Consider the following 25235-nt stretch of genomic DNA (forward strand, 5'->3'; position numbering starts at 1 on the left):
TGGCTTCCGCAGTGGCCCGACCCCGCAGTCCGCGCACGCCTTCCTCGCCTGCGCGAGCCCCCGTCCGGCTGGGAGCAGACAGGCCGATCCCCGCGCCCGGCCTGAAGGACTGTTCGGCCGGGCACGGGGGCCCGCGCGGTGCGCGATGCGGCGAATGTCAGGGCAGGACCGCCGCCGTCATCGCACGGGCACCGCCAGGTACTGGTACTCCAGGTACTCGTCGATCCCCACCCGGCCTCCCTCGCGGCCGAGCCCGGACTGCTTGACGCCGCCGAACGGCGCGGCCGGGTTGGAGACGAGGCCGGTGTTGAGGCCGACCATGCCCGCTTCGAGGCGCTCGCTGACGCGCAGGGCGCGGTCGAGGCCCTCGGTGAAGACGTAACCGACCAGTCCCCAGGGGGTGTCGTTGGCGCGGCGGACGACCTCGTCCTCGTCGTCGAAGGTGAGGATCGCCGCCACGGGGCCGAAGATCTCCGTGTCCATCAGTCGGCTGTCAGGGGCCACATCGGTGAGCACGGTCGGCGGGTAGTAGCAGCCGGGGCCCTCGGGAGTGCGGCCGCCGACGAGCACCCGCGCGCCGCGCTCGACCGCGTCGGCGACCAGCTCCTCGACCTTGGCACGTCCGGTCCTGTCGATCAGCGGACCGACATCGACACCGTCCCGGGTGCCGGGGCCCACGACCAGCGCACCCATGCGCTCGGCGAGCCGCCGCCCGAACTCCTCCGCCACCGACGCGTGCACGAAGAAGCGGTTCGCGGCCGTGCACGCCTCGCCCATGTTGCGCATCTTGGCGACCATCGCGCCGTCCACGGCCTTGTCCAGGTCGGCGTCCTCGAAGACGATGAACGGCGCGTTCCCGCCCAGTTCCATCGAGGTCCGTACGACGGTGTCGGCGCACTGCGCCAGCAGCAGCCGCCCGACGGCCGTGGAACCGGTGAACGAGAGCTTGCGGATCTGCCCGCCGCGCAGGAGCGGTTCGCACACCTCCGCCGCACGGGAGGTGGTGACGACGTTGAGCACGCCGTCCGGCAGTCCGGCCTCCTTGAGGATCGCGGCGAGCGCCAGGCTGGACAGAGGGGTCTGCGGAGCCGGCTTGAGCACCATCGTGCAGCCCGCGGCGACCGCCGGGCCGATCTTGCGGGTGCCCATCGCCAGAGGGAAGTTCCACGGGGTGATCAGCAGGCAGGGCCCGACCGGGCGACGGGAGAGCAGCATGCGGTTGCGGCCGTCGGGCAGGGTGGCGAGGCCACCGTCGATGCGGACGGCCTCCTCGGAGAACCAGCGGAAGAACTCCGCCGCGTACGCCACCTCTCCCCTGGCCTCGGCCAGCGGCTTGCCCATCTCGGCCGTCATCAGGTGCGCGAGCTCGTCGGTGCGCTCGAGGATGATCTCGTACGCGCGGCGCAGGATCTCACTGCGCACCCGCGGTGCCGTACGGGCCCATTCCTCCTGGGCCTGCACGGCCGCGTCCTCCGCGAGCCGCGCGTCCTTGGGCCCGGCGTCGGCGACGTGACAGAGGATCTCGCCTGTCGCGGGGTCGTCGACGGGCATGGTGGCGCCGTCCGCGGCGTCCACCCAGGCACCGCCGATGAACAACTGCGTGGGTGTGTCGGTCATGACGTCTCTCCTGGTTGATCGGCGGGGTCGAGCAGTTCCGCCAGGTGCAGGGCGCGGATGCCCCGGTCACCGGCGAGGTGGTCGATCTGGGTGGCACAGCTGAAGCCGTCGGCCACGACGACGGCCCGCCTGCCCTGGTCGATGCCGTCCAGACGGGGTTTCAGGGCCAGGTCGGCGACGGCCATCGAGGTGTCGTAGTGCTGGGCCTCGAAGCCGAAGTTGCCGGCGAGTCCGCAGCAGCCCTCGGCCTCGTCGACCTTCCGCACACCGAGGCGGCTGAGCAGGTCGCGTGGGTGGCGGCCCTTGAAGGTGGCGTATTCGTGGCAGTGCGTCTGCAGGACGACGTCGTCCGGCAGCTCCGGCGGCGTCCAGCCGGGCGCGGCGAGGTCTGTCAGGGCCCCGGTGAAGGTGTGGACGCGGGCGGCGACGCGACGGGCCGCGGAGGTACCGAGGAGTTCGGGCACGTCACGCTTGAGGGCCGCGGCGCAACTGGGCTCGGCCACGATGATGGGCCGGTCGTCGCCGTTGTCCAGGCGGGCGACGGTTCGGGCCATGATGCGGCGCGCGATGGACAACTGGCCGGTGCTGACCCAGGTCAGACCGCAGCACAGGTCTTCCTCCGCCGTACAGGGGATTCCGGCGTCGGCGAGTACGCGGCTCGCCGCTCCGGCCACCTCGGGGCGGAAGGCGCGGGTGAAGCTGTCGACGAAGAGCAAGGTCTTCGCCGGTTCCCCCGTCCTCGCCGTGCGCAGGGCCCGGCGCAGCGCGCGCCGGGAGGCGAAGGCGGGGATGCGGCGTTTCGTGGTCACGCCTCCGAGGCGGGCGAGCAGCTTGCCGACCGGTCCGCGCAGCAGCGCGTTGACCGGTCGAGCGGCGTATCCGGCGAGGGTTGACGTCAGGGGCAGCCAGCCCAGCGAGTAGTGGGAGCGGGGCCGGACCCTGCCTTTGTAGTGCTGGTGCAGGAACTCCGCCTTGTACGTGGCCATGTCGACGCCGACTGGGCAGTCGCTGGAGCACGCCTTGCAGGACAGGCACAGGTCGAGGGCGTCGCGCACCTCGGCAGAGCGCCAGCCGTCCTGGACGGTCCCGCCGCGCACCATCTCCTGGAGGAGGCGGGCCCGGCCCCGTGTGGAGTCGTTCTCCTCCCCCGTGGCCCGGTAGCTGGGACACATCACGCCGCCCGCGTCGCTGCGACATCGACCGACTCCGACACAGCGGCGTACCGCTCCCGCGAAGCCGTCCTCGTCGTGCGGGAAGGAAAAGAGGGTCTCGGCGGGCAGCACCTCGGGCGCGTGCAGGGCGAGATCGGCGTCCAGCCGCGCCGGAGCCACGATGACGCCGGGGTTGAGCAGTCCCTCGGGGTCGAAGATCTCCTTGAAGGCGGCGAACGCCCCGATCAGCCGGTGGCTGTACATGACCTGAAGCAGCTCGCCTCTGGCCCGTCCGTCACCGTGTTCACCCGACAGCGTGCCGCCGTGCGAGACCACGAGCGTGGCCGCTTCGCCGAGGAAGCGGCGCGCGGCCGCCCGGCCGGTGTCCGTGGCCAGGTCGAAGTCGATGCGCACATGCACACAGCCCGCGCCGAAGTGGCCGTACAGCACGCCGGTCAACCCATGGGCGGCGAGCAGCTTGCGGAAGTCGCGCAGGTAGGCGGCCAGGTTCTCCGGCGCGACCGCCGAGTCCTCCCAGCCGGGCCAGGATTCCCCACCGTCGACGAGCCGGGCGGCGAGTCCGGCCCCGTCCTCGCGGACCCGCCACAGCGAGCGCCGCTCGACCGGGCTCTGAACGACCCGCCCACCGGTCATCCGGCCCTGCGCCTTGAGAACGTCCAGCAGTTCGGCGGCGCGGCCGTCGACCGCCGCCTGGTCGTCACCGTCGAGTTCGACGTACAGCCAGGCCCGTCCCTCGGGCAGTCCGGTGACGGAGTCCGGGCCGCGTCGGGCGCGCATGGTGGCGACGATCGCCTCGTCCATGCCCTCCACTGCGGTGGGATTCCAGCGCAGGATCTCCGGGACGTCCTCGGCGGCGTCGACCACGTCGTCGTAGCCGAGCGTCAACAGCGTGGAAGCCTGTGCGGTCGCCACCAGGCGGACCGTCGCGGCGGTGACGACCGCACAGGAGCCCTCGGTGCCCACCAGCGCGCGGGCCATGTCGAAGCCGTGCTCGGGCAGCAGGTGGTGCAGCTGGTAGCCGGAGACCTGGCGGGGTATGCGGCCCAGCTCGGTGCGGATCGGCGCCAAATCGGCGTCGATCAGGCGGCGTACGTCCGCTTCGACGCGGGCGACGCGCTGGACCGCGTCCGTGTCGTTCGGGTCGGCCGCGCGCAGGCCGGTGCGGTCCGCGACGGCGCGCACGCCGTCGGCCGTGACGATCTCCAGCGCCTCGATGTGGGAGCTGGTACGTCCGTGCCGCACCGACCGGTTCCCGCACGCGTCGTTGCCGATCATGCCGCCGAGGGTGCAGCGGCTGTGCGAGGAGGGGTCGGGGCCGAAGGTGAGCCCGTGCAGGGCGGTCGCGCTGCGCAGCGCGTCCAGGACCACTCCGGACTGGACCCGCGCGGTGCGCGCCACCGGGTCGATGTCCAGGATCCGGTTCATGTAGCGGGAGAAGTCCAGGACGACGCCCGGTCCGACCGCGTTGCCCGCCATGCTGGTGCCGCCGCCCCGCGCGGTGACCGGGATCCGCGCATCGCGGCAGGCCCGCAGCACCGCGACCACGTCGTCGTCACTGCGGGGGAAGACCACGGCCCGCGGCGGGACCCGGTAGTTGGAGGCGTCGTAGGCGTAGAGGCCGGTGGAGCCAGGGCCGGTCTCCACCCGCAGGCCGGGAGCGGTCTCGGCGAGCCGCGCGACCAGCGGCTCCAGGGCCGTGGTGGTGTCCGTCATCGCCGTGCCACGCCCGATGTGCCGACCTCCACCGCGGTCGCCCACGCCTGGAGACCCTCGTCCACCGCAGCCTCGTCGATGACGAGCGCAGGGATCATGCGTACTACCTGGTTCCAGGCGCCGCACAGCAGCAGGAGCAGGCCTGCGTCCACGGCGGCGCGCTGCACGCGGGCGGCGGTCTCCGGGTCGGGGCTGCCGTCCTCGGTGACGAACTCGGCGGCGAGCATGAGCCCGAGGCCGCGTACGTCGCCGATGCCCGGTGTCCGGTCGGCCACCGCCTCCAGCCCCTGGCGCAGCCGCTTGCCCATCGCCTCGGCGTTCTCGACGAGCTTCTCGTCGCGTACGACGTCGAGGGTGGCGCAGGCAGCCGCGCATGCGACGGCGTTGGCGCCGTACGTACCACCCTGCGAGCCCGGCCACGCCTTGGTCATCAGCTCCTCGGAGGCCGCGATGCCGGACAGCGGGAACCCGCTGGCCAGGCCCTTCGCGGTGACCAGGATGTCCGGGGTGACGCCGAAGTGGTCATGGCCCCAGAAGCGGCCGGTGCGGCCGACGCCCGTCTGCACCTCGTCGAGGATCAGCAGGAAGCCGTGCCGGTCCGCGCGCTCGCGCAGGCCCTGGAGGAAGGCCTGGGTCGCGGGCACGTATCCGCCTTCGCCGAGCACCGGCTCGACGATGATCGCGGCCGTGTCGGCGGGCGAGGAGATCGTCTGGAGCGTGTAGTCGAGTTCCTTCAGGGCGAAGCGGGTCGCGGTCTCCTCGTCCCAGCCGTAGCGGTAGGCCGACGGGAAGGGGGTGACGACGACGCCGCTCATCAGCGGGGAGAAACCGGAGCGGAAGCGGGTGCCGGAGGTGGTCATGGACGCGGCGGCCACCGTACGGCCGTGGAAGCCTCCGTGGCAGACGATGATGTTGGGGCGGCCGGTGGCCTGGCGGGCCAGCCGCAGCGCCGCCTCGACCGCCTCGCTGCCGGAGTTGGTGAAGAACAGGCTGTCCAGGCCGGCCGGCAGCACCTCGCCGAGCTTGTCGACGAGCCGCCGCAGGGGCTGGTGCATGACCGTCGTGTACTGGCCGTGGACGAGTGTGCCCACCTGCTCCTGAGCCGCCGCCACGACCTTGGGGTGGCAGTGCCCGGTGCTGGTGACGCCGATGCCGGCGGTGAAGTCCAGGTAGCGGCGGCCGTCCTCGCCGTAGAGGTGGACGCCCTCGCCCCGGACCGCCACCACGGGCGTGGCCTGGCGAAGGTGCGGCGACAGTGCGGTCATGTTCGTCTCCCGGCGTGTTCGTCGGTCTGCTCCGGTCTCCCTGAGCATCTCCGTGGACCAGGACGGCACCAACCCGCGATGTGTCCGGCCGCGACGCGGTATCCGGACGTTGTGTCAACCGCATCTGGCACCACGTCCCGCCCGTCCGCCACGCGCCCGCCGTCTCCGGGCCCTTGCGCAGGTCAGCGACGCTTGTCAGAGTGACGGGGCACTCCCCGAGCTCTCGGGCTCCGCTCGAGCGTGGGCCCCCATGGAGGCACCGTGAGCGAGAACCACCACACGGCTCCAGGGCCCGGCGCCGGCAGCGCCGGCGCCTCCGTGCCGGGCCGCGACCTGGACACCGTCGGCCGCCCGATCACCGTGGCGGACGTCCTGGCCCTCCCCGTCCTTGCCGCCGGACAACCCCAGGTCGTCACCGGCGCAGCGCGGCTCGACCGGCCCGTCCGCTGGGTCCACATCACCGAGTTGACCGACCCCGCCTCCTTCCTCAAGGGCGGCGAACTCGTACTGACCACCGGCATGCCTCTCCCCGACGAACCGGCCGGCGTACGGCGCTATGTCGACGAACTCGCCGACATCGGCGCCGCGGCCCTGGTCATCGAACTGGTCCGCCGCTACCACCGTCCGCCCGACGCCCTGGCCCACGCCTGCCAGGCCCGCGGCCTACCCCTCATCACCCTGGCCAGAGACGTCAACTTCCTGGAGGTCACCCAGGTCGTCCACGCCCTCATCCTTGGCAGCCAGGCCGATGCGATGCGGCGGACCCAGCGCGTCCACGAGGCGTTCACCGCCCTCACCCTGCGCGGCGCCGGACCCGAGGACGTCGTACGCGCCGCCGCCGAGATGAGCGGCCACACCGTCGTTCTGGAAAACCTGGTCCACCAGGCACTGATCTGCCAGCCCTCCGGCGACACGGTCGAGGCGGCGCTCGCCGACTGGGAACAGCGCTCCCGAGCGACACCGTCCGCCGACCACACCACCGTCTTGGGCCCCGAGAGCTGGCTCGCGGCACCCGTGGAGTACCAGGGCGAACGCTGGGGAAGGGTGGCCATGCTCCCGACACCGCCCGGCCCGGCCGCTCCTTCGGCCTCCGGCCCGTTCGGCCCCGAAGACGTCACCGTCCTGGAGAGGACCGCGATGGCCCTCACCATCGCCCGCCTCACCCACTCCGACCCCTGGGAACGCACCGCACATCGCAGCGTCCTGCGCGACCTCGTCGAACAGCGCCACCGCTCGCCTGCGGACGCCGACGCCCGGGTCACCGCGCTGGGGGTACCGACGAAGGGCTCCCGCTTCCTCGCCGTGCTCGTGGACGTCCCCCACGAGGACGACAGGACGAAGGCGGAGGAACTCCTCTCCGAGGATCTGAGGAAGAGGGGATCACAGGCCCTCGTCGGCCTCCTCGGACCGACCCGTCTCGGCATCCTCCTGTCCCTGCGCCCGGAGCAGCCATGGCGACCCGTTGTCGAACACCTGAGCCGTACCGCACTCGACCTGTTGCCGGGGACATCTGTGAGTACGGGCAGCGAGGCGACCGACCTCACCGGCGTCGCCCACTCCTTCCGCGACGCGACCCGTGTGGCCGAAGCCACCGAGCCCGACCAGCCGCTCCCGCCCGGACGCTCCTACCACGAACGCTCCGACATCGGCCTGCGCCGCCTCCTCTTCGCACTCCGCGAAGACACCCGGATCCAGGACTACGCCGAACGCCGGCTCGGCCGACTCGCCGACCACGACGCCCGCCACGGCACGGACTTGTTGACCACCTTGCGGCACTACCTGGACGCGGCAGGCAACAAGACGGTGGCGGCCCGCTCGGGCGGTCTGTCCCGAGAGACCGTCTACCAGCGTCTGCGCACCATCGAGCGGATACTCGACTGCGACCTGGAGTCCGGCGAACAGCGCACCGAACTCCACGTGGCACTCACCGCGCTCGACGTTCTGCGGGTGCGCTGAGAGGGCCTTTTCCAAATGCTGCCCACTCGGTCACCTGCGAGGTTTCACAGATCGGTGGGCTGTCCGGTCCTCCCCGGACGAGAGGAGACGAGGCGTGTCGAGCGAGTCGCCCAACCGTACGAGGAACTCGCACAGCGCAACGAGCGACGAGCCGCACGGCCCGCCTGAGACGCCCGCCACGGCGCCCCGGGATCGGTTCCGGCACCGCCGCGGGGCCGGGAGCCGTAGCGGCGGGACGGTCTCAGGTCAGGTCGGTCGGGGCCGGCTGGGATGTGGGCCCCGTGGTGGGTGGGCGGGAGCCGATCGAGTGGTCACCCGACCTCGAGCACGATCTTGCCGCGGGTCCGGCCGCTCATGCTGAGACGGAACGCCTCGGCGGCCTCGGCCAGCGGCAGGGCATGCGCGACATGGACGTCGAGCTTGCCGGCGTCGGCGAGTCGAGCGAGCTTCGCGAGGTCCGCGCTGTCGGGCCGGACCCAGACGTGGTGCCCGCCGTGCTCGGTCACCGCCGGGTCGACGATCGATGCGAGGCGCGAGCGGTCCTTCAGCAGTTCCTCGGAGACGGCGACCGCGTCACCGCCGACGTAGTCCAGTGCCGCGTCGATGCCCTCCGGCGCCAGCCGCCGTACCCGGTCGGCCAGGCCGTCGCCGTAGGTGACGGGTTCCGCGCCCAGGGAGCGCAGGAAGTCGTGGTTGTGTTCGCCGGCGGTGCCGATCACCCGGGCCCCCTTGGCCACCGCGATCTGCACGGCGAAGGAGCCGACGCCGCCGGCCGCCGCGTGGACCAGGACCGTGTCGCCCTCGGCGACCCCCACCCTGGCCAGTGACTGCCAGGCGGTGAGCCCGGCCAGCGGGACACCGGCCGCCTGCTGCCAGCTCAGCGACGCGGGCTTGCGCGCGAGGGTGCGTACGGGCGCGGCGACGAACTCGGCATAGGTGCCGTGCTGCACTTCGTCCTTGCGGACGTATCCGAAGACCTCGTCGCCGACCGAGAATTCCGGGACGTCCAGGCCGACCGCCTCGACGACGCCCGCGACGTCCCATCCGGGCACGAGGGGAAAGTGGACGTACATGAGCGGGTCGAGGTAGCCGGCGACGATCTTCCAGTCCACCGGGTTGACCCCGGCGGCCTTCACTCGTACGAGCACCGAGTCGGGTCCGACCTTGGGGTCGTCGGTCTCGGCCAGTTCCAGGGACTCCGGGCCACCGTAACGGTTGACGGTAATTGCACGCATAACGGACACAATAGGTGTCCAGGAGTACCTCATCCGCGGTTTCTGCGGCATCTCCACGAACAGGCTTCACAAGCGACACCGTTCACTCGCTTCGCCCCCACGTACTGCGCCTGGTCGCACCCGGCGAGCGGTCCTTGACGGGCGCTCAGGACCGGTTCGGGGAAGGAGCGGGGCAGCTACGGACTCGTGGCGAAGCGGAACGCCCCGGTGCCCCCGCCCATCGTGAGCCAGATGTGTTCGCCCTCCCTGACCAGGCGGAGGGCTATGTGCGCGCAGCCGGGACAGCGGGCGGTCAGGCCCGGTTCGGGGCCGTAGACGTGGAGTTCGGCGAGCGGACCCGACCGCGCGCACTCCGGGCACCGCCACCAGGCCGTGGTGGGCTCCACCGAGAGGATCTCCGAGAGCGGGCCGGCGAGGCAGTTGCCGTCGAGCTGAGTGGTGGCGTCTGCCATGAGGACCTCCCGTGCGGTCGGGGTCGGTGGGTCATCCGAAGCGCTCGGTGCGGATCGTGACGGGGTCCCGCCCCCTGTCGATCAGCAGGTTGTCGACAGCCTCCACGAAGCCGGTGGGCCCGCAGACGTACACGGGACTTGCCGGCTTCAGACGGGCCGTCGCCTCGTCCAGGTCGGCCGTCGTGATGCGCCCGGGCGGGCGCACGCTGCCGGGCGGGGCCTGCCGTGTGTACATGATGCGGACGTCGAGGAGGGGGTCGCCGTCGGCCAGGTGGTCGCGGTACCAGACGTCCTCCGGGCTGCGCACCGAGTACAGCAGGTGCAGGGGGCCCCGCGAGCGTGCGGCGCGGTGGGCGCGGACCATGGCCGTCAGCGGGACGACACCGGAGCCGCCCGCCACCAGGAGCGCCGGCTCGGTCTGCTCGGCCCGCCAGACGAACCAGTTGCCGAGCGGGCCGCGTACCTCCACCTCCGCGCCCACCGGCAGGCCGTCGGTCAGGTAGGGCGAGACCTCCCCGCCGTCCACGGCCTGCACGCCGAGTTCGATGCGGTCGCCGTCGGCGGGCGCGGCCAGGGAGTAGCTGCGGACGGCCTGGTAGCCGTCGTCGGCGGTGAGCCGTACGTCGACGTGCTGGCCGGGCAGATGGCCGGGCCAGTCGGGCGCCGTCAGGACCAGAGTCCGGGCGGTGGCGGTCTGGGAACGGCGCTCGAGGAGCCGGGCGCGGCGCCAGGCGATGCCCATGCTCAGTCTCCCCAGTTGCGCTGTTCGCGCCACGGGTCGCCGTAGTTGTGGTACCCGGCGCTCTCCCAGAAGCCCGGCTCGTCCTCGTGCGTGAGCGTCAGTCCGCGCACCCACTTGGCCGACTTCCAGAAGTAGAGGTGCGGTACGAGCAGCCGCGCCGGGCCGCCGTGCTCGGGGGACAGCGGATAGCCGTCGTAGGTGTGGACGATCCACGCCTTGCCGTCGAGGAGGTCCTCCAGCGGCAGATTGGTGGTGTACCCGCCGTAGCTGCTGACGACGGCGTAGTCAGCGGCCGTCTCCACGTCTTCGAGGAAGGCGTCGAGGGGGACGCCCCGCCACTGCGTGTCGAACTTCGACCAGCGCGTCACACAGTGGATGTCGTGGGTCGTCTCCTGCTGCGGCAGGGCCATCATCTCGTCCCAGGTCCAGCTGTGTGTGGCGCCGAGTTCCGTGGTCACGGTGAAGGACCACGTCTCGGTGGGGACCCTCGGTGTGGGGCCCGCCGACAGCACGGGGAAGGACTCGGTCGGGTACTGACCGGGCGGCAGCCGGTCCGTGAGGCGCCGTCCGCGGCCCTGGAAGCCGGGTGAGAAGGAAGTCACAGCGTTGTCTCCTGAGCCGATGCGGCCGATGCCGCCGATGCCGCCGATTCCGGCCGAGCCGGTACAGCCGATGCCGGCCGAGCCGGTGGAGCCGATGCCGGCCGAGCCGGTACAGCCGATGCCCGCCATGCGGACGACGCGGCCGGTGCCGCCCGTGTGCCGTCCGTACTGCCGTCTGCGGCCGGTGCAGGGCCGCTGGGCCCGGTCACTTCTCCAGTGTCGGGTGACCGGGGCCGCCCCACCACTCGGTCGCGGTGGAGCCGCGCGGACGCGGTGCGGGGAGTGCGTCCGCGCGGCCGTCCACGCGGCCGTCCCCGTCGCGGTCAGCTCGTTGCGCGGACCGCGTCCCGGATCAGGTCGGCGACCTCCTCGGGCCGCGAGCCCATGATCCGGCTCCGCGACGCACCCTCCAGCTCGACGATGGCCGCGCCGGCCCGCTTCGCGCCGAAGCGCTCCACCTCCGGGCGTGTCTCCTCGACCTCAGGCGGTGTGCAGGGCCGCGTGCAGGGTCCGCGCCGCCAGGGTGATCGCGGCCTCGGCCGCGTGGGTGCCGCGCAGCGCGTTGAGCATCACGAAGTCGTGGATGATGCCCTGGAAGCGCACGGCGGTGACCGGAACCCCGGCCTGGCGCAACTTGTTGGCGTAGGCCTCGCCCTCGTCCCGCAGCACGTCGGCCTCGGCGGTGATGACCAGGGCCGGGGGCAGGCCCCCCAGCTGCTCGGTGGTGGCGCGCAGCGGGGACGCGGTGATCTGGGCGCGCTCGCTCTCGTCGGTCGTGTACTGGTCCCAGAACCACTGCATGCCGTCCCGGCGAAGGAAGTAGCCGGTGGCGAACTGGTGGTAGGAGCCGGTGTCGAAGTTCGCGTCCGTGACCGGGTAGAACAGCACCTGCTGGACCAGCGGGATGCCGCCGCGCTCCTTGGCCATCAGGGTCAGGGCCGCGGTCATGTTGCCGCCCACGGAGTCGCCGGCGACGGCCAGCCTGGAGCCGTCGAGGCCCTTGGACGCGCCCTGGTCAACGACCCAGCGGGCGACCGCGAAGTTCTGCTCGATGGCGACCGGGTAGCGGGCCTCGGGCGACAGGTCGTACTCGGGGAAGACGACGGCGGCGTTCGCGCCGACGGCGAGTTCGCGCACCAGGCGGTCGTGGGTGTGGGCGTTGCCGAAGACCCAGCCCGCACCGTGGATGTAGATGATCACCGGGAGCGTACCGGTCGCCCCGGCGGGCTTGACGATGCGCGCCCGCACACTGCCCGTCGGACCGCCGGAGACGGTGATCCACTCCTCGTCGACCGCCGGCTTGTCGATGTCCCCGGACTGCACCTCGTCGACGGCCTTGCGCCCTTCTGCCGGGGCCAGGTCGAACAGGTACGGCGGATTGGCGGTGGCCTCGGCGAACTCGGCTGCGGCCGGTTCCAGTACCGGCTGGACCGGCGCGACAGCATCGGACATGGGAACTCCTCGGATTGCGTTGGCGACGCCGGCCCTGCCGGCGAACGACCCGGTTCGTGCTGACCACTCCGGTGCCGCTGACTGTCACCGTAGGACCACCGCGGTGGCGGTGATTGCCCCTGAGCGCACGACTGTTGTGCCCACAGCGCACGGGCGTCGCCCGGCCTTCGCCGCCGATCGGTGACCTGCGCAGTCCCCGTGCGCTGTGAGGAACACCGTCGTGCGCTGAGAGGACACACGACGGCTTGCACCGGGCCTAGCGTGGTTGCTGAGCGGTCGCGGTCCGCCCGTGGAATCGGGCTGACGTCCACGCGCACATATCCGCTCTTCTTCGTCCGCCGACGTCAACCACAGCGGACATCGCATCCGTTCAGTCCCGGAGGGGGTCGTACTCACATGTCAGCAATGCCGGTCGGCGGACTGGTTCCCCGAGCCACCGACGATGCCGCCGAGCTCGTCGTCCGCAACGCCAAGGTCCATACGGGAGACCCGAACCGCCCCCAGGCCGACGCGATCGCCGTCCGGGGCGGCGTCATCACGGTCGTGGGCGGCGACAGGGACGTGGCTCCGCACATCGGCGCGGCCACCAAGGTGGTGGACGCGCTCGGGCGACGGGTGATCCCGGGCCTCAACGACGCCCATCTGCATGTGATCCGCGGTGGGCTCAACTACGTTCTGGAGTTGCGCTGGGACGGGGTGCGCAGCCTGCGTCAGGGCCTGGCGATGCTGCGTGAGCAGGCCGCTCGTACCCCGAAGGGCCAGTGGGTGCGGGTGGTGGGCGGCTGGTCGGCCGAGCAGTTCGCCGAGCGGCGGCTGCCGACCGTGGCGGAACTGAACGCCGCCGCCCCGGACACCCCGGTGTTCGTTCTGCACCTGTACCAGTCGGCCGTGCTCAACCGGGCTGCGCTCAAGGCCGCGGGCTACGGCAAGGACACGCCCGACCCCAAGGGCGGGCAGATCGTCCGCGGCCGGGACGGGGAACCGACGGGCATGCTGCTGGCCGCGCCCAGCGCCCTCATCCTGTACTCGACGCTGGCCAAGGCGCCGGTGCTCCAGGGCGAGGACATGAAGACCTCGACCCGCCATTTCCTGCGCGAGCTGAACAGGTTCGGGCTGACCTCGGCCATCGACGCGGCCGGCGGATTCCAGAACTTCCCCGAGAACTACAGCACCGTCATCGAACTGGCGAAGGCCGGTCAGTTGTCGCTGCGCATCGCCTATCACCTCTTCCCGCAGACGGCCGGGCAGGAGATAGCCGACCTCACCCGCTGGATCGAGATCGCCCGTCCCGAGGACGGAGACGAATGGCTGCGGCTGAACGGGGCGGGAGAGAATCTCACCTGGGCGGCCGCAGACTTCGAGAACTTCGCCCAGCCGCGCCCCGAACTCGGCCCCGATTACGAGGCGGATTTCGAGAAGGCGGTCCGTCTCCTCATGGAGAACGGCTGGGGCTTCAGGCTGCACGCCACGTATGACCACACCATCCGCCGGGACCTCGAGGTGTTCGAAAAGCTGGCCGCGGAAGGGCTTTTCCCGGCCGGGAACCGGTGGCTGTTCGACCATGCGGAGACCGTCTCGCCGGACAGTCTCGACCGGGTCGCCGCCCTCGGCGGAGCCATGTCCGTGCAGAACCGGCTGTCGTTCCAGGGCGAGGCGTTCCTGCGCCGCTACGGGCCCGGCGCCGCCGCGGACGCCCCGCCGATCCGCGCCATGCTGGACCGCGGGCTGACCGTCGCCGCCGGCACGGACGCCACCCGCGTCTCCACCTACAACCCCTGGGTCGCCCTGCACTGGCTCATCAGCGGCCGCACGGTCGGTGACCTGGCGCTGCGCCCGTGGACGAACCAGGTCGACCGGCAGACCGCGCTGGAGATGTTCACCCGCGCCGGCGCCCAACTGACCGGCGAGGACGACGTCAAGGGCGTCCTGCGCCCCGGCTGCTACGCCGACCTCGCGGTGCTGTCCGAGGACTACTTCACCGCGCCCGAGCCGGTCATCCCCCACATCGAGTCGCTCCTCACGGTCACCGGCGGCCGGATCGTGTACGCCGCCGCCGAGTACGAGGGCCTCGACGAGGAACTGCCGCCCATCAGCCCCGCCTGGAGCCCGGTGGCGCACTTCGGCGGCTACCAGGCGGCCGGGCCGGGCCTCGCGGGCGCCCGGCAGGCACAGGCGCTCGGCGAGGCCGTCGCCGAGTCGGAGCGGCACCGCGAGTGGCGCGTCGGACGTGGTCTGACCCCGGACGGCGCCGACACCCCGTTCGACCCCTGCTTCGTCCTCTAGAGCTCCCGGGAGGGGCCCGGCCCCGGAGCCGCCCCTCCCGGGACACCACCCCCACCACAGGCCCCGTCCCCAGGGCGGCGCCTGCCCGACACGGACGCCCGTCCGCGTCCCACTCATGGAAAGGCACTCTCATGGTCAACATCGCCGAGGTCACCGCTGCCCCGAGCCCCGACCTGCTCACCCCGGACAACTGCGCGGTGCTGTTCGTGGACCACCAGCCGCAGATGTTCTTCGGCACCGGCAGCGGGGACCGCACCGCCATCATCAACTCCACCGTGGGCCTCGCCAAGTCCGCCAAGGCCTTCGACGTCCCGGTCGTGCTGAGCACCGTGGCCGCCGAGTCCTTCTCCGGCCCGATCATGCCGCAGCTGGCCGAGGTCTTCCCCGAGCAGAAGATCATCGACCGCACCACGATGAACGCCTGGGAGGACCTGAACTTCGTCGAGGCGGTCAAGGCGACGGGCCGCAAGAAGCTCGTCATCGCCGGTCTGTGGACCGAGGTCTGCATCGTCCTGCCGACGCTCTCCGCGCTCGCCCAGGGCTACGAGGTCTACGTCGTCACCGATGCCTCCGGCGGCGTCACCCCGCAGGCCCACGAACACGCCGTGCAGCGCATGATCCAGGCCGGCGCGGTCCCGGTCACCTGGGTGCAGGTGCTCCTGGAGCTGCAGCGCGACTGGGCCCGCACCGAGACGTACGCCGCCGTGGGCGACGTGGTCAAGGAGCACGGCGGCACCTACGGTCTCGGGATGGTCTACGCGCAGTCCATCATCGGCGCCCACGCCGCCGGCTGACCCGTCCGCGGGGTAAGACACGGGAAGGTCGGGAACAGGCAGGAACACGATGAATACTGGACTGCTGGTCCTCCGGCTGGTGGTGGGTCTCCTCATCGCCGGGCACGGAGTGCAGAAGGTGAGCTTCCACCTCGGAGGCAACGGCTTGGCCGGCGGAACCGAGGAGTTCCGCCACGACGGATTCCGCGGCGGCCGGCTGACCGCGGTCGTCGCGGGGGCCAGTCAGATCGGGGCCGGCCTGTTCCTGACCGCCGGGCTGCTCACCCCGCTGGCGGCGATGGCCGCGATGGGCGTGATGACAGTCGCCGGCACCGTCAAGTGGCGCAAGGGACTGTGGGTCCAGAACGACGGCTACGAGTACCCGCTGGTCCTCGTCGTCGTGTCCGCCGCGCTGGCCCTCACCGGGCCCGGCCGGTGGTCCCTCGACCACGCGCTGGGCGTCACGCCCTGGCCGCTCTGGGTCGCCCTCCCGGCGATCGTGCTCGGCCCGGCGAGCGGCCTGCTCACCCGGCTGGTGTTGCACCGCCCGCCGGCCGTCTCGGAAAGGAAGCAGTATGCGCAGACTGCTGAATGACGCGCTCGACACGCTGGCGCCGCGGGGAGAGCGACGTCACGGTCCGCTGCCTCCCCTGATGCTGACCCTCACGGTGGTCACCGGCCTGGTCGACGCGGTGAGCTATCTGGGGCTCGGCCACGTCTTCGTCGCCAACATGACCGGCAACGTGGTGTTCCTGGGCTTCGCGCTCGCGGGTGCAGCGAACCTCTCCGCGCTCGCCTCGGTGGTCTCGCTCGCGTCCTTCCTCCTGGGCGCGCTCGCGGGCGGCAGACTCGGAACGCGGTTCGCGACGCACCGCGGCCACCTGTTGAAGACGACCACAGCGGTGCAGACCGTCCTGGTCGCCGTCACGGTGGCGGTCGCCGCGGTGACCGACGGCCGTGTCACCACCACCGTCCAGTACACGCTGATCGTGTTCCTGGGGCTCGGCATGGGCCTGCAGAACGCGGTCGCCCGGCGCCTGGGCGTCCCGGATCTCACCACGACCGTACTGACGCTGACCCTGACGGGGCTGGCCGCCGACTCCACCCCGGCCGGCGGTTCGGCACCACGGCCCGGCCGCCGGATCCTGTCCGTGCTGGCGATGTTCCTCGGCGCCCTCGTCGGAACCGGACTGCTGCTGCACGGTCACCTCGTGCTCACCCTGGGCCTGGCGCTGCTGCTCCTCGCGCTCACCTCCGTGGTCACTCACCGCCTCTCGGCCGCCGACGCCGCCTGGACCCGGCCGGAGTCCTGAGGGCGGCCGTCCCGCAGCACCCACCTGGCGCGGCATGCCCTCCGCACTCCGTCCGCACTTCCCCGACTCCTCCCGCACTTCCCCGACTCCTCCCGCACTCCGCACCGGTCAGGACCAGCATGAGCGCCGCTCCGTCGACACCCGGCCCCTCGATGTCCGACTCCCCCTGGGCGCCGTTCGCGGCGCGCGTCTTCCGGGCGCTGTGGATCGCCCAGTTGGTCTCCAACGTCGGCAGCTGGATGCAGACGGTGGGCGCACAGTGGCTGCTCCTCGGGCACAACGCGGCTCTGGTGACTCTCGTCCAGACCGCGTCCAGCCTGCCCGTGGTCCTGCTCGCCCTGCCCTCCGGGGTGGTCGCCGACCGGTTCGACCGCCGCTCGGTGCTGCTCGTCGCGCAGTTCGCCATGCTCGCGGTCTCCGGCGCGCTGGCCGTGCTGACGTTCACGGACGCGCTCACACCGACGGCGCTGCTCGCTCTCACCTTCGTCCTGGGGTGCGGCACCGCGCTGATGGGCCCGGCCTGGCAGGCGATCCAGCCGGAACTGGTGGAACGCCGGCGGCTCGGTCAGGCGGCGGCGCTGGGCGCGGTGAACATGAACCTGGCCCGCGCGGTGGGACCGGCGCTCGGCGGGGCGGTGGTCGCGGCGGCGGGCGCGGGGTGGGTCTTCGCCTTCAACGCGGTGTCCTACCTGGGCATCGCGGCCGTCCTCGTGCTGTGGCAGCGTCCGCGGACCGCCCTGCCCACCGGGGGGAACGAGCGGCTTCCGGCCGCCCTGAACGCGGGGCGCCGCTACGTCTGGAACGCGCCCGGCGTGCGTCGGGTGCTGCTGCGCACGACCCTGTTCATCCCCGGCGGCGCCGCCCTGTGGTCGCTGCTGCCGCTGAGCGCCAGTCGCTCCCTGGGCCTCGGTTCGGGCGGATACGGGCTGTTGCTGACGGCGGTCGGCGTGGGCGCCGTGGCGGGGGCCTTCGCACTGCCGCGCATCCAGCGGGTGCTGGGCGTGAACGGCACGCTCGCCGCCGGTGCGCTGGTCTTCGCCGCGGTGCTCGCGGTGCTGGCCACGGTTCGGGCGCCCTGGCTGGTGACCGTCGCCCTCCTGCCCGCGGGCCTCGCCTGGATCGGCGTGCTGTCCACCCTGAACGCGGCGGTGCAGACGCGGCTTCCCGGCTGGGTGAGGGCGCGCGGACTCGCCGTCTACCTCCTGGTCTTCCAGGGCGGTCAGGCGCTGGCGGCACCCCTGTGGGGCGTGGTGGCCGACTGGCTCGGGCTGACGGCCGCCCTCCTGGTCGCAGGCGCCGTGATGCTGCTGAGCGCGGCCAGCGTACGGCGGTGGCCGCTGCACGACGCCGAGGGCATCGACCCCTCGTTGTCCGACCACTGGCCCGCTCCCCCGCTGGTGTTCGAACCCGGAGAGGCCGACGGCCCGGTGCTGGTATCGGTCGTCTACCGGGTCGCCCCGGACCACCGCGCCGAGTTCACGGACCGGATGAGCCATGTCGCCCGGTCCAGGCGCCGTACGGGAGCCCTCGAGTGGGGTCTCTACCAGGACGGCCACGACCCGGAGCGGTTCGTCGAGAACTACCTGGTGGCCTCCTGGGCGGAACACCTCGCCCAGCACCACAGCCGCCTCACGGTCACCGACCGCCGCCACGAGGAGCGGGCCCGCGCGCTGCTCGTCCCGGGCACCCTGCCGGAGGTCACCCACGCCTTCGCGGCCGGTTCGGGCCCCGTCGTGCCGGATCGGACGGAGCAGGCTCAGTACTCCAGTCGCAGTCGATGACGTGCGGTGCCGACCGCCGCCAGGTTGCCGGAGCGGCTGAGAAAGCCTCTACGATCCGGTTGATCACCGAACCGGGGAGGGGACATGACAGAGGGCCGCGAGACGGACGCGGTCGCCGAGAGACCGGTGGAGCTGGCCTACCGGCCGACCGTCAGCGAGTTGGCGTCCGCGCTGCGGGCACGCGCGAGGAGCACCGGCGCGGGGCGCTTTCAGCGCCGGGTGCTGGTCTGGACGGTGGCGGTCACGACCGTCGGCGCCCTGCTGTCGTCGGCCGGCTCCGGCCACCGGGACACACCGTGGCCCCTGTATGCGGGGGTCGTGGTCTTCGCCGCCTTCATGACTGCGGTGCCGTGGTTGCAGGCGCGCCGCCTCCACCGGCTCGCCGAGCGGCAGGGGGACATCCGCGGGACGGTCGACGACACCGGGATCCGGCTCACCACCGCGCACAGCTCGGTCGGCCACGACTGGCACCTCTACTCGCGCTATGCAGAGACTCCGGAGCTGTTCGTGCTTCTCAGCGCCGACAAGTCCGCCGTCGGCTTCGCCGTCCTGCCCAAGCGGGCCGTGGCGGACCCGGAGGAGGTGGACCGGCTCCGGGCGGTCCTCGACCGGCGGCTCGTGCGCGCGGACGCCGCCCGGGCGCCAGGAGGCCCGCGGAGCCGACGCCGGGCCGTCGGCCGCAGGGTCGGCTCCGTCGGACTGTTGCTGCTGGGGCTGCTGCTGTTCTTCTTCGCCTTCGCCGCCGTCCAACAGGCCGCGCACCCGGACCGCTTTCCCGGGATCCGGAACAACACCGCCCCGATGTCGGCCGTCATGCTGGGGCTGGGTGCGCTTGCGGTCGCCGGGGCTTGGTGGCTCGTACGGCGGATGGCGGCCATGCGGATCGTGACCGCCGTGCTCGCCGTCCTTGTCCTGTCGGCCGGCGGCGTCACGCTGTACCGCGTCGGGCCGATGCTCCACTGCTGGGGCTCGGACCGGATCGCCCGCGGGCCCGAGGGCGCCTACGTCTGCTACGACTTCTGAGCGGGCCACGGTCTCCGAGCGGGCCCGGGGACCATCTCTCGGTGGCGGGCTTGGGAAAACAGCGAGCTCCACGCTGGGCCGGCCGGGACAGGCTGTCGCCCATGAGCACGCGCCTGGACGCGAGGCATCGACTCGCCGGCCTCCCGCGCTGCACTACCCACAAGATCACGACCTGCGGCCGGAGTATCGGGCGCTCGGTGTCACGGGCGGGGGACGTTGCGCAGGTTGGCCCGGGCCAGGTGGACCATGCGTCCGACGCCCCCGGTCAGCACCGTGCGGCTCGCGGACAGCGCGAAGCCGCTGATCTGCTCGGCTGTGATCTTCGGCGGGACGGCCAGCGCCGCCGGGTCGGTGACGACGTCGACCAGCGCCGGTCCGTCGTGGGCGAAGGCCTCGCGCAGCGCGTCGCGCACCTCGGCGGGCTTCTGCACCCGGATGCCGCGCGCCCCGGCCGCGGTGGCGATCGCCGCGTAGTCGGTGTGCGGGTAGGTCGTGGCGTGCGGGGGCAGTCCGTCGACCATCATCTCCAGGTCGACCATGCCCAGGGAGGAGTTGTTGAAGACGACCACCTTCACCGGCAGCCCGTACTGGACGAGTGTGAGGAAGTCGCCCATGAGCATGGAGAACCCGCCGTCGCCGGAGAGGGAGACGACCTGCCGGCCGCGGTCGAGGAACTGCGCGCCGATGGCCTGGGGCAGCGCGTTGGCCATCGAGCCGTGCACGAAGGAGCCGAGGATGCGGCGGCGGCCGTTCGGTGTGAGGTAACGCGCCGCCCACACACAGCACATCCCCGTGTCCACGGTGAACACCGCGTCGTCGGCGGCCTCTTCGTCGAGCACCGAGGCCACGTACTCGGGGTGGATCGGGGTGTGCCTGTCGACGTTGCGGGTGTAGGCGTTCACTGCGCCCTCGAGCGCGTGGGCGTGCCGCTCCAGCATCCGGTCGAGGAACCGGCGCGAGTGCTTCTCCCGCACCGCCGGGATCAGGCACCGCAGGGTCTCGCGGACGTCTCCCCAGACGGCGAAGTCGAGTTGGGTGCGCCGCCCCAGCCGCTCGGGCTGCACGTCGACCTGGACGGTGCGCACATGGCGGGGCAGGAAGTCGGTGTACGGGAAGTCGGTGCCGAGGAGCAGCAGCAGGTCGCACTCGTGCATCGCCTCGTACGCGGCTCCGTAGCCGAGCAGCCCGGACATGCCGACGTCGTACGGGTTGTCGTACTGGATGTGCTCCTTGCCGCGCAGGGCATGACCCACCGGTGCCTTGACCTTCTCGGCGAGGGCCATCACCTCGGCGTGGGCGCCCGCGACGCCCCGCCCGCAGAACACCATGACGCGTTCGGCGGCGTCCACCAGCTCGGTGAGCCGGGCGATCTCCTGGTCGCTGGGGCGGATGGCGGGCAGGTCCAGGGGCATGGCGAGTTCGGGAGCGGCGTCCGGGGAGTCCTCGGCGGCGGTGTCGCCGGACAGGGCCACGACGGAGACGCCGCGCCGGCCGACGGCGTGCTGGATGGCGGTCTGCACCACGCGGGGCATCTGGCGGGGCGAGGAGATCAGCTCAGAGTAGTGGCTGCACTCGGCGAACAGCCGGTCGGGGTGCGTCTCCTGGAAGTAGCCCGTGCCGATCTCGCCGCTGGGGATGTGTGCGGCCAGGGCGAGCACCGGCGCCATCGAACGGTGGGCGTCGTACAGGCCGTTGATCAGATGGAGGTTGCCCGGTCCACAGGAGCCCGCGCAAGCGGCCAGCCGACCGGTGAGCTGGGCCTCCGCCCCGGCCGCGAACGCCGCGACCTCCTCGTGGCGGACCTGGACCCAGTCGACGGCGTCGTGCCGCCTGACCGCGTCGACCACGGGGTTCAGGCTGTCCCCGACCACGCCGTAGATACGGCGTACACCGGCCCGGGCCATCAGGTCGACGTACTGTTCGGCGATGGTCTGCTTGGCCATGGCACTCCTCGGATTCCTGCTCGGGGTCGGGCGCGGCCGCACGCGGGCACGGCGGCGCCCGCGTCGCGCCCGGACGACGTTAGTGAGCGCGGGTGAGCGGCACTTGACCGTCAGCGCACGACATCCGTTCCGGCAGCGCACCCTTGGGTGACGGGCCGGTGCCGGTCCTCGCCGGCCGTCGGGTGAAGGGGCCGCCGGCAGGGAGAACGGAGGGCCGCTGATGTCGCTGACCGCATTACGGGTCCCGCCCACCCGCCCGGTCAATTCCCGCAGAAAACGAACGCGTGCCGTTCGCAGGGAACGCCACGCGGGGAAATGCAACTGCTGTGGGACTGACGGCGGTGGAAACGGAAAGGCGAACCGAGGGCCGCCACCGTGCACTGTGGGAACAGAGTCGGTGCGCTGCTGGCACACCCGGCCGCTGTGAGCGGCGGCCGGGTGTGCGGGCCGTCAGCCCAGTTCCGTGTCCAGCCAGCGCAGGACGTCGGGGGTCACCGTGTCGGTGATGTCGGCGAACTCCTCGTGCTTCTTCAGGAATTTGGCCACATAGGGGCAGACGGGCACGATCCGCTTCCCGGAGGCGCGCACGTCGGTGAGCGCCTGCTGGACCAGCTGCGAGGCCAGGCCCTGGCCGGCGAAGGCGTCGTCGACCTCGGTGTGGTAGAAGACCCGCTGGTCACCGCGGTCGCGGTAGGCGGTCAGCCCGGCGCGCGTGCCGTCGACCAGGATCTCGTAGCGGTTCTTCGCGTCTATCCGCTCGACGACGGGAGCGGCGGAAGACTGGCTCATGTGATGCCTTTCAGGGTGGGGTTCAGTGACGCGACGGATTTCTGCGCGGCGTGATGACGGCGTTCGGCAGGGCGGGGGCAGGAAGGCGGTTTCCCGCATATCCTTCCACGACGCCGAATCGGTCCGAGGAGTTCTGCCATTCCTCCCGGGCCTTCGCAATGTCCTCGTGGCTCCGCCCGATGAAATTCCACCACATGACGATCTCCTCCTCGAAGGGAGTTCCGCCGAGCAGCACCGTCCGTGCGATGTCGTCCGACTCGTTCGTCAGCGTCAGCGTGTCGATGCCCGGATGCGCATAGCCCAACTCCGCGCGGTGCAGCAGGACGTCGGCGAGGCGGACGTCACCCTGGTCGACGAGGAGGCCGTGCTCGAAGCCGGGGTCCACGGCGAGCGTGACGGTCGCGTGGGGCTCGAGGACGATCTCGGCGCCGAGCAGGGGGCTGAAGGTCCGCACCGGCGAGGTCTCCCCGGCGAGGGAGCCCAGGAACACCCTGATCTCGGCCCCGTCGATCCGTACGGGCTCCGGGACGTGGTGCTGGAAGTCCCGTGCGGTGTCGCGATGTTCGTCCGGCAGCGCCACCCAGAGCTGGACGCCGTGCAGGATCGTGGTCCGAGGGGTGGAGACCTCGGAGTGGCTGATGCCGTACCCGCCCGTCATGAGGTTCAGCTCGCCCGGCCGTACGAACGCGTGGCTGCCCAGGCTGTCCCGGTGCTCGATCTCGCCGCTGAACAGCCAGCTCACCGTCTGCAGCCCGGTGTGGGGATGCGGGGCGACGTCCATGCCGCCCGTTGCGGAGACGTCGTCGGGTCCGTAGTGGTCCGCGAAGCACCAGGCCCCGATCAGGGTCCGGGCACGCTGCGGCAGGGTGCGCCGCACGGTCATCGCCCGCGGGCCGCCCAGGGGCACGTCCCGCGGGGTCAGTACGTCGACCCGCGGCGTCGTGGCCGGACGCTCGCCGTCCACCGATGCGCCGCACCGCAGCTCCATCGGTTTCGTTTCGACATTGCTCACCGCGGACCGCCTTTCAGCCGCCAATTTGTTCTATATTCAACTACCACGCCCGATCATAGGCGACGGCACCGCGCACACCAACAGATGAGGGAGCCCACGGCGGCCCCCGAAGGAGTCCCAGGTTGAGCACCCACACGACCGGGTCCGCGATCCAGCGGATCTTCATCGACAAGCAGAGCCCCGCCGCCCATCAGGCGTTGGTGCGGACCTCCGAAGCCGTACGGGCGGTCGCCGCCGAGGCGGGGCTCGACCGGACGCTCGTGGAACTGGTCAATCTGCGCGTGTCGCAGATCAACGGCTGCGCGTACTGCCTCAACGTACACACGAACGCCGCCCTGCGCGCGGGTGAGACCCCACAACGCCTCGGCGTGCTGGCGGCCTGGCGGGACACCGAACTGTTCACACCGGACGAACGCGCGGCGCTCGCGCTCGCCGAGGCGACCACGAACCCCGCCGACACGACCGCGCAGGAGGCCGCGTACGGCACCGCACGGGAGGTCCTCACCGACGACCAGATCTCCGCCGTGATCTGGGTGGCGGTCACCATCAACGCCTTCAACCGGGTCTCGGTCATGAGCGGGCATCCGGTACGGAACCGGTAGGCCCGGTCGACGGTCCTGGCGTGCGGTCATCTCCGGAGGAGATGACCGCCATCCCGAACCATCACGACGGATGGGGAAGCAAACGACGCGGCCGAGCGCTGACGCCCCCGTGAGAGCACCGAGGAAGCTGCTCGATCACCGCCAGGCGTCCTTCCGAGCCGGTCCTGCCGGCTCCCCGTCCCGAAGAAGGTCCCCGTGTCCCAGTCCTCCGGTGTCCGGACTCCGTCCAAGATCACCAGCGCCGCACCCGCGCACGGTGTGGCGGGCTGGCTGATCGCCTTGCTGGCCGTCGCCTCCGGCATGACGGTCGCCAACCTTTACTACGCGCAGCCGCTGCTGTCGTCCCTGCGGGACGTCTTCCACATCAGCACGGCCACCGCGGGCACGCTGATCACGCTCACCCAGGTCGGCTACGTGATCGGCATGGTCTTCCTGGTGCCGCTCGGCGACCGGCTGGAGAAGCGCGGCCTGATCACCGTCCTCCTGACGGTCACGACCCTCGCCCTGGTGGCCGCCGGCCTCGCGACCGGGTTCCCGATGCTGCTGACCGCCTCCCTGATCAGCGGTGCCACGTCCGTGGTCGCACAGATCCTGGTCCCGTTCGCGGCGAGCCTCGCCCCGGACCACGCCCGGGGCCGGATCGTGGGCCGGGTGATGAGCGGCCTGCTCACCGGCATCCTGCTCTCCCGCACCCTGAGCAGCCTGGTCTCCGACGTCGCCGGCTGGCGTGTCGTCTACCTCGGGTCCGCCGTCCTGATGGCCCTCCTGGCCGTCGCCCTGCGGGCCGCGCTGCCCAAGCACGCCCCCACCACGACCGTCCCGTACCACCACGTGCTGCGCTCCACCGCCGCACTGGTGCGCAGGCATCCCGCGCTGCTGCGCCGCGGCCTGTACCAGGCGGCGATGTTCGGCGCCTTCAGCGCCTTCTGGACCACCGTCTCCTACGTCCTGACCGGCCCCCGCTTCCACTACTCCCCCGTCGGCGTCGGCATCTTCGCCCTCGTCGGAGCCGCCGGTGCGGCCATCGCCCCGCTGGCCGGGCACTGGGCCGACCACGGACTGACCCGGCGCATGACCGGCGCCGCGTTCGCCGCCGCCGCGCTGGCCTTCGCGCTCGCCGGCTTCGGCGGGCACAGCGTCGTGCTGATCGCCCTGGCCGCGATCCTCATCGACATGGCCGTCCAGACCACCCTGATCCTCGGCCAGCACACGGTCTACCAACTCGACGCCGGCGCCCGGGCCCGCCTCAACTCGGCCTTCATCGCCACCTTCTTCCTCGGCGGCGCCCTCGGCTCCCAGCTCGGCTCGATCGCCTACCGCGCCGGCGGCTGGGGCGCGGTCAGCGTCCTCGGTGCGGCCCTGCCGGTCCTGGCACTCCTCTACTGGACCACCGAACACCGCCGCGCCCGGCGGACCCCCGACCGCGGCGCCGAGTGACGGGCGCCGCACGGCCCGAACAGAAGTGCCGCACGGGGTTCTCCTTCGGACCACACCCCGTGCGCTCCTCGGC

21 protein-coding genes are annotated in these 25235 nt (G+C 71.9%); 9 read left to right on the forward strand and 12 right to left on the reverse strand.

Translation table 11 applies throughout. The features are described 5' to 3' along the window. Positions 1-177: 177 nt before the first annotated feature. Genes N8I84_RS06095 through N8I84_RS06105 form a run of 3 tightly spaced genes read right to left on the reverse strand, consistent with a single transcriptional unit; the run spans position 178 to position 5767 of the window. Entirely contained in the window at positions 178-1617 is a 1440-nt protein-coding gene (locus tag N8I84_RS06095; protein WP_263228589.1) for an NAD-dependent succinate-semialdehyde dehydrogenase, read from the reverse strand. Then, positions 1614-4502 (reverse strand): FAD-binding and (Fe-S)-binding domain-containing protein, encoded by a 2889-nt coding sequence (locus N8I84_RS06100; protein ID WP_263228590.1) that lies wholly within the window; start codon positions 4500-4502, stop codon positions 1614-1616. The genes N8I84_RS06095 and N8I84_RS06100 overlap by 4 nt, the downstream gene beginning before the upstream one ends. Next, positions 4499-5767, reverse strand: coding sequence for an aspartate aminotransferase family protein (locus N8I84_RS06105; RefSeq protein WP_263228591.1), 1269 nt, complete (start codon positions 5765-5767; stop codon positions 4499-4501). The genes N8I84_RS06100 and N8I84_RS06105 overlap by 4 nt, the downstream gene beginning before the upstream one ends. 261 nt (positions 5768-6028) lie before the next feature. Here N8I84_RS06105 and N8I84_RS06110 point away from each other — a divergent pair, with 261 nt between their 5' ends. Continuing rightward, on the forward strand, positions 6029-7723 hold the full coding sequence (locus N8I84_RS06110; RefSeq protein WP_390898859.1) for a PucR family transcriptional regulator: 1695 nt from the start codon (positions 6029-6031) through the stop codon (positions 7721-7723). A gap of 311 nt (positions 7724-8034) precedes the next feature. On the opposite strand, the gene N8I84_RS06115 is transcribed toward N8I84_RS06110, so the two are convergent. The 6 genes from N8I84_RS06115 to N8I84_RS06140 all read right to left on the reverse strand — a co-directional run bounded on the left by N8I84_RS06115 (position 8035) and on the right by N8I84_RS06140 (position 12206). After that, on the reverse strand, positions 8035-8958 hold the full coding sequence (locus tag N8I84_RS06115; protein WP_263228592.1) for an NADP-dependent oxidoreductase: 924 nt from the start codon (positions 8956-8958) through the stop codon (positions 8035-8037). A gap of 176 nt (positions 8959-9134) precedes the next feature. Continuing rightward, entirely contained in the window at positions 9135-9410 is a 276-nt protein-coding gene (locus N8I84_RS06120) for a DUF6510 family protein (RefSeq protein WP_263228593.1), read from the reverse strand. A 31-nt stretch (positions 9411-9441) separates the two neighbouring features. Then, positions 9442-10152, reverse strand: a complete 711-nt coding sequence (locus N8I84_RS06125) for a ferredoxin reductase (protein ID WP_263228594.1) — start codon at positions 10150-10152, stop codon at positions 9442-9444. A gap of 2 nt (positions 10153-10154) precedes the next feature. After that, entirely contained in the window at positions 10155-10754 is a 600-nt protein-coding gene (locus tag N8I84_RS06130; RefSeq protein WP_263234678.1) for a sulfite oxidase-like oxidoreductase, read from the reverse strand. Between the two features lie 323 nt (positions 10755-11077). After that, a complete protein-coding gene (locus N8I84_RS06135) occupies positions 11078-11212 on the reverse strand; it encodes a hypothetical protein (protein ID WP_390898860.1) in 135 nt (44 codons plus the stop codon). Between the two features lie 22 nt (positions 11213-11234). Then, positions 11235-12206, reverse strand: a complete 972-nt coding sequence (locus N8I84_RS06140; RefSeq protein ID WP_263228595.1) for an alpha/beta hydrolase — start codon at positions 12204-12206, stop codon at positions 11235-11237. 396 nt (positions 12207-12602) lie between these two features. Here N8I84_RS06140 and N8I84_RS06145 point away from each other — a divergent pair, with 396 nt between their 5' ends. The 6 genes from N8I84_RS06145 to N8I84_RS06170 all read left to right on the forward strand — a co-directional run bounded on the left by N8I84_RS06145 (position 12603) and on the right by N8I84_RS06170 (position 19379). Continuing rightward, on the forward strand, positions 12603-14489 hold the full coding sequence (locus N8I84_RS06145) for an amidohydrolase (RefSeq protein WP_263228596.1): 1887 nt from the start codon (positions 12603-12605) through the stop codon (positions 14487-14489). 131 nt (positions 14490-14620) lie between these two features. Next, positions 14621-15283 carry a hydrolase gene (locus N8I84_RS06150; RefSeq protein ID WP_263228597.1) on the forward strand — a complete coding sequence of 221 codons (663 nt, stop codon included), beginning with the start codon at positions 14621-14623 and terminating at the stop codon, positions 15281-15283. Between the two features lie 49 nt (positions 15284-15332). After that, the gene (locus N8I84_RS06155) at positions 15333-15857 is read left to right on the forward strand and encodes a DoxX family protein (RefSeq protein ID WP_263228598.1); all 525 of its coding nucleotides are present in this window, start codon (positions 15333-15335) and stop codon (positions 15855-15857) included. Then, the gene (locus N8I84_RS06160; protein WP_263228599.1) at positions 15838-16575 is read left to right on the forward strand and encodes a YoaK family protein; all 738 of its coding nucleotides are present in this window, start codon (positions 15838-15840) and stop codon (positions 16573-16575) included. Before N8I84_RS06155 ends, N8I84_RS06160 begins: the two co-directional genes overlap by 20 nt. A gap of 119 nt (positions 16576-16694) precedes the next feature. Continuing rightward, positions 16695-18356, forward strand: coding sequence for an MFS transporter (locus tag N8I84_RS06165; RefSeq protein ID WP_263228600.1), 1662 nt, complete (start codon positions 16695-16697; stop codon positions 18354-18356). An 84-nt stretch (positions 18357-18440) separates the two neighbouring features. Continuing rightward, the gene (locus N8I84_RS06170) at positions 18441-19379 is read left to right on the forward strand and encodes a YcxB family protein (RefSeq protein WP_263228601.1); all 939 of its coding nucleotides are present in this window, start codon (positions 18441-18443) and stop codon (positions 19377-19379) included. 200 nt (positions 19380-19579) lie between these two features. Here N8I84_RS06170 and N8I84_RS06175 read toward each other — a convergent pair whose 3' ends face one another. The 3 genes from N8I84_RS06175 to N8I84_RS06185 all read right to left on the reverse strand — a co-directional run bounded on the left by N8I84_RS06175 (position 19580) and on the right by N8I84_RS06185 (position 23123). Continuing rightward, positions 19580-21322: a pyruvate dehydrogenase gene (locus N8I84_RS06175; RefSeq protein WP_263228602.1), complete on the reverse strand. Its 1743-nt coding sequence runs from the start codon at positions 21320-21322 to the stop codon at positions 19580-19582. A gap of 450 nt (positions 21323-21772) precedes the next feature. Continuing rightward, the gene (locus N8I84_RS06180; protein WP_263228603.1) at positions 21773-22111 is read right to left on the reverse strand and encodes a GNAT family N-acetyltransferase; all 339 of its coding nucleotides are present in this window, start codon (positions 22109-22111) and stop codon (positions 21773-21775) included. 22 nt (positions 22112-22133) lie between these two features. Next, positions 22134-23123 (reverse strand): pirin family protein, encoded by a 990-nt coding sequence (locus N8I84_RS06185; RefSeq protein ID WP_263228604.1) that lies wholly within the window; start codon positions 23121-23123, stop codon positions 22134-22136. A 122-nt stretch (positions 23124-23245) separates the two neighbouring features. On the opposite strand from N8I84_RS06185, the gene N8I84_RS06190 reads away from it, so the two are divergent. Continuing rightward, positions 23246-23725 carry a carboxymuconolactone decarboxylase family protein gene (locus N8I84_RS06190; RefSeq protein ID WP_263228605.1) on the forward strand — a complete coding sequence of 160 codons (480 nt, stop codon included), beginning with the start codon at positions 23246-23248 and terminating at the stop codon, positions 23723-23725. Between the two features lie 258 nt (positions 23726-23983). Next, a complete protein-coding gene (locus tag N8I84_RS06195) occupies positions 23984-25162 on the forward strand; it encodes an MFS transporter (protein ID WP_390899022.1) in 1179 nt (392 codons plus the stop codon). Positions 25163-25235: the final 73 nt, after the last annotated feature.

Origin of the sequence: Streptomyces cynarae (assembly GCF_025642135.1) — a bacterium.
In the GTDB taxonomy this organism is placed as follows: domain Bacteria; phylum Actinomycetota; class Actinomycetes; order Streptomycetales; family Streptomycetaceae; genus Streptomyces; species Streptomyces cynarae.